The 3807-nt window shown below is 70.5% G+C and carries 4 protein-coding genes; 3 read left to right on the forward strand and 1 reads right to left on the reverse strand.

Features of this window, described 5'->3' with window-relative positions; translation table 11 throughout:
• Positions 1–333: 333 nt before the first annotated feature.
• The 3 genes from prxU (at position 334) to M0P34_RS14195 (ending at position 3200) form a co-directional block, all read left to right on the forward strand.
• On the forward strand, positions 334–1077 hold the full coding sequence (gene prxU / locus M0P34_RS14185; protein ID WP_291500272.1) for a thioredoxin-dependent peroxiredoxin: 744 nt from the start codon (positions 334–336) through the stop codon (positions 1075–1077).
• Between the two features lie 126 nt (positions 1078–1203).
• A complete protein-coding gene (locus M0P34_RS14190; RefSeq protein ID WP_291500274.1) occupies positions 1204–2604 on the forward strand; it encodes an FAD-dependent protein in 1401 nt (466 codons plus the stop codon).
• 53 nt (positions 2605–2657) lie between these two features.
• Positions 2658–3200: a hypothetical protein gene (locus M0P34_RS14195; protein WP_291500276.1), complete on the forward strand. Its 543-nt coding sequence runs from the start codon at positions 2658–2660 to the stop codon at positions 3198–3200.
• A gap of 165 nt (positions 3201–3365) precedes the next feature.
• On the opposite strand, the gene M0P34_RS14200 is transcribed toward M0P34_RS14195, so the two are convergent.
• On the reverse strand, positions 3366–3807 hold a 442-nt coding region (locus M0P34_RS14200), incomplete at its 5' end, for a methyl-accepting chemotaxis protein (RefSeq protein ID WP_291500278.1).

The following is a 3807-nucleotide window of genomic DNA, read 5'->3' on the forward strand; positions in this document are numbered from 1 at the left end:
CCGGGCGCGGCGCTCCCCCGGGGCCTCGCGCGCAAGCCCGGGCCGCCGGAGCCCGCGCGCGGCCGCTGTGGTTCACCGAAGCCCCGTGCGGCGCGGGCCGTCCCCTTCCCGCCGCGCCGCCCCGCCCGTTCCGCTCCCCCCGTTCCGCTCTCCCGCTCCGCCTCCGTCCCTCCCGCTCCGCCCCTGCCCACGGCAGGGCGCCCCCTGCCGGAGTGGTCCGCTTTTTTACCCCAAGCGTGACACCGGCAGGCGAAACGGCTATGCTATCGATATTATCAGCTGCTACACTTTGCATCGATAGTAAAAATCGATACAACAACCAGGGAGGTGCCCATGCCCAAGGCGAAACCCATCGGCTGCGCGCGGCCCGCCGGAGGCCCCGCGAGCCAGGCGGCCGACGCACAGACGCAAGGCCCCGAACAGCACCCCGCAACCCCAGGAGAGCCCTTCATGACCCAGCCCATGATCCAGGTGGGGCGCAAGGCCCCCGATTTCGAAGCCCCGGCCTACTTCCAGGGCGAATTCGTCTCGGTGTCGCTGTCCGAATACCTCGGCTCCTGGGTTTCGCTGTGCTTCTACCCGGGTGACTTCACCTTTGTCTGAGCGACGGAGATCTCGGCGGTCGCCGAGATGCACGACGCTTTCGTGAAGCAGGGCGTGCAGGTGCTGTCCATGAGCACCGACAGCGTGTTCGTCCACAAGATGTGGGTCGACCACGAGCTCTCGAAGATGGTCACGGCGGGCACGGTGCCCTTCCCCATGCTCTCCGACGCCGCCGGGCGGGTGGGCGGCATCTACGGAGTCTACGACCGGGACGCCGGGGTGGACGTGCGCGGCCGGTTCCTCATCGACCCCGACGGGGTGGTCCAGGGGTTCGAGGTGCTCTCCCCGCCCGTGGGCCGCAACGTGGGCGAGACCCTGCGCCAGATCCAGGCCTTCCAGCTCGTGCGCGCCAGCGGCGGCACCCAGGCCACGCCCTCGGGCTGGCGCCCGGGCAAGCCCGTGCTGACCCCCGGCCCGGCCCTGGTGGGCAGGGTCTGGAGCCAATGGCAGGTCGGCCTGGCCAAGGACGACTAGGCCCGGTCCGGGTCGGCGGGGAAACGCGGTCTTGCTTTCCTCGCCGACCTGTGCAACGTATCCTCAAGGGTTTTGCGCGCGAATTTCCGGCCGCGCCCCCCGCAAACCCTTGTGGAGCGTTTTTTCATGTCACCCAAGACCCCCGGCAAGCATTTCGATGTCATCATCGTCGGCGGCGGTCCCGCCGGCCTGTTCTCGGCCTGGTATCTGGCCAGGAATTCCAAGCTCAGGATCCTGATCCTGGAAAAGGGCAAGGCGCCCCTGAAGCGCAATTGCCCCATCGGCCACGGCCAGGAATGCGTCAAATGCAGGCCCTGCAACATCCTGTCCGGCATGGGCGGGGCGGGCCTGTTCTCCGACGGCAAGCTGAACTTCATCCCCATCCTGGGCAAGACGGACCTGACCCAATTCATGCCCCTGGCCCGGGCCCAGGACCTCATCGACGAGACCGAGGCCATCTTCAACGCCTACGGCATGGACGGCCAGGTCTTCCCCACGGACATGGCCGCCGCCCGGTCCATCCGCCGCGAGGCCCTGCGCCACGGCGTGGACCTGCTCATCATCAAGCAGAAGCACCTGGGCTCGGACAACCTGCCCGGGCACATCAACGGCATGGTCGACGACCTGCTGGCCCTGGGCGTGACGATACACACCTCCGAGGAGGTCCGGGACGTGCTGGTGGACGAGGGCCGGGTTACCGGCGTGGTCACCAAGCGCGGCGGCTACTACGCGCCCAACGTCATCCTGGCCCCCGGGCGCGTGGGCGCCGACTGGGTCGGCCGCGTGGTCCAGCGCCTGGGCCTGCCCGTGACCCAGCGCGGCATCGAGGTCGGCGTGCGCGTTGAGGTGCACAACGATATCATGCAGGACCTGTGCGGGATCGTCTACGACCCGACCTTCTTCATCCGTACCCGCAAATACGACGACCAGACCCGCACCTTCTGCACCAACTTCGGCGGGTTCGTGGCCCTGGAGAACTACCAGGACTTCGTGTGCGTCAACGGCCACGCCAACATGAACCTGAAGAGCGAAAACACCAACTTCGCCTTCCTGTCCAAGGTCGTGCTCACCGAGCCGGTCTCCGACAACCAGGCCTACGGCGAGTCCATCGGGCGGCTGGCCACGCTCATCGGCGGCGGCAAGCCCATCCTGCAACGCTTCGGCGACCTGCGCCGCGGGCGGCGCAGCACCTGGGAACGCATCCGCAACAGCTACATCAACCCGACCATGAAGGACGTGGTGCCCGGCGACATCGCCATGGCCCTGCCCGAGCGCATCGTGACCAACCTCGTCCAGGGCCTGGAACAGCTGAACCACGCCGTGCCCGGCGTGGCCAACGACGAAACCCTGCTCTACGCCCCGGAGATCAAGTTCTTCGCCAAGCAGGTGACCACCAGCGAGCACCTGGAAACGCCCGTGGCCGGGCTGTTCGTCGCCGGGGACGGCCCGGGCGTGGCTGGCAACATCGTCTCGGCCTCGGCCACGGGGCTCATCCCGGCCAAGGAGATCGTGCGCCGGGCGGGCTGACCCCGGCGCCCCCGGGCCCCGCGCCCGCAACCGCAAAAACCACGGGAGCCGCCATGCAGCCCGCCGCACCGATGTTCAAAGCCCTGCTGGACGCCACCGAGGAGGCCCGGGGCCTCGCCCTGGAGGAAATCAAGGAACTGCGCAAGGACCTGGCGGCCCTGGAGCGCATCCTCACCGGCCGCGCCAAGGACGCCGACTTCCCCCTCCTGGACGTGGCCCACGGGGCCTTCGAAATCTTCCGCACGGCGGGCGTCGTGCTCGAAAACCAGCGCCTGCTGGCGAACATGCAGGACGCCGTGGACCGCGCCCTGGCCGAGGACTTCCTGGCGGCCAACGGCGCGCGGCTGCTGCGCGAGCCCGAGGGCTGGCACTGGTTCTCGCCCAAGGGCGTCATGCGCCACCTGGGCCCCGGCGACGATCCGGCGGGAGCCGCCGCGCGCCTGCGGCGCTACCTGCCGCGCACCCCGGCCGCAGCGCAGCCTGCGGCCCCGGCCGCGCCGCAGCCCGCCCCGCCCGCCGAGCCCGCCCCACAGGCACCGGCGGCGCCGGCCAAGGCCGCGCCGGGGGCCAAGGCTCCCAAGGCCGCCCGCCCCTGACGCGGCCCCGCGCGCCCAGCGGCGCCAGCACCATGCCCGGCCCCGCGCGCCCAGGCCGCGCGCCCACCCTGCCCCGCGGCGCGGCCTCGCGCGCAAAACAAAAGGCCCCGGATCGACTCCGGGGCCCTTTGTTTTGCGCCGTGCGCCCGGGGGCCGGGGGCGGGGTCATTCCCCGCGCATGGCGTCGATGATGGCCTTCAGGTCGGCGGCGATGCGCGCCAGGTCGTCGGTGGCCCGGCGCGACTCGCTCATGGCGTGGGCCGTCTCCGTGGCGATCTGGTTGATCTCGCTCATGGCGCGGCTGATCTCCTCCGAAGCGGCGGACTGCTCCTCGCTGGCCGTGGCGATGGCCCGGACCTGGTCCGTCGTGCGCTCGATGAAGCCCACGATCTCGCGCAGGGCCTGGGCCGACTCGGCGGCCATGCCCGTGGATTCGTCGATGGACCGGGCGGCCTCCTCGGTGTTGCGCACGTTCTTCTGGGCGCTCTGCTGGATGGCGTGGATGGCCTGGCCCACCTCCTGGGTGGCGGTCATGGTCTTCTCGGCCAGCTTGCGCACCTCGTCGGCCACCACGGCGAAGCCCCGGCCCGCGTCGCCCGCCCGCGCA

Origin of the sequence: Desulfocurvus sp. (genome assembly GCF_023230885.1) — a bacterium.
Lineage (GTDB): Bacteria > Desulfobacterota > Desulfovibrionia > Desulfovibrionales > Desulfovibrionaceae > Desulfocurvus.

Coding starts and splice junctions, on each gene's coding strand:
- M0P34_RS14195 (WP_291500276.1), top strand. CDS start 2,658: ATGCAGCCCGCCGCACCGATGTTCAAAGCCCTGCTGGACGCCACCGAG.
- M0P34_RS14190 (WP_291500274.1), top strand. CDS start 1,204: ATGTCACCCAAGACCCCCGGCAAGCATTTCGATGTCATCATCGTCGGC.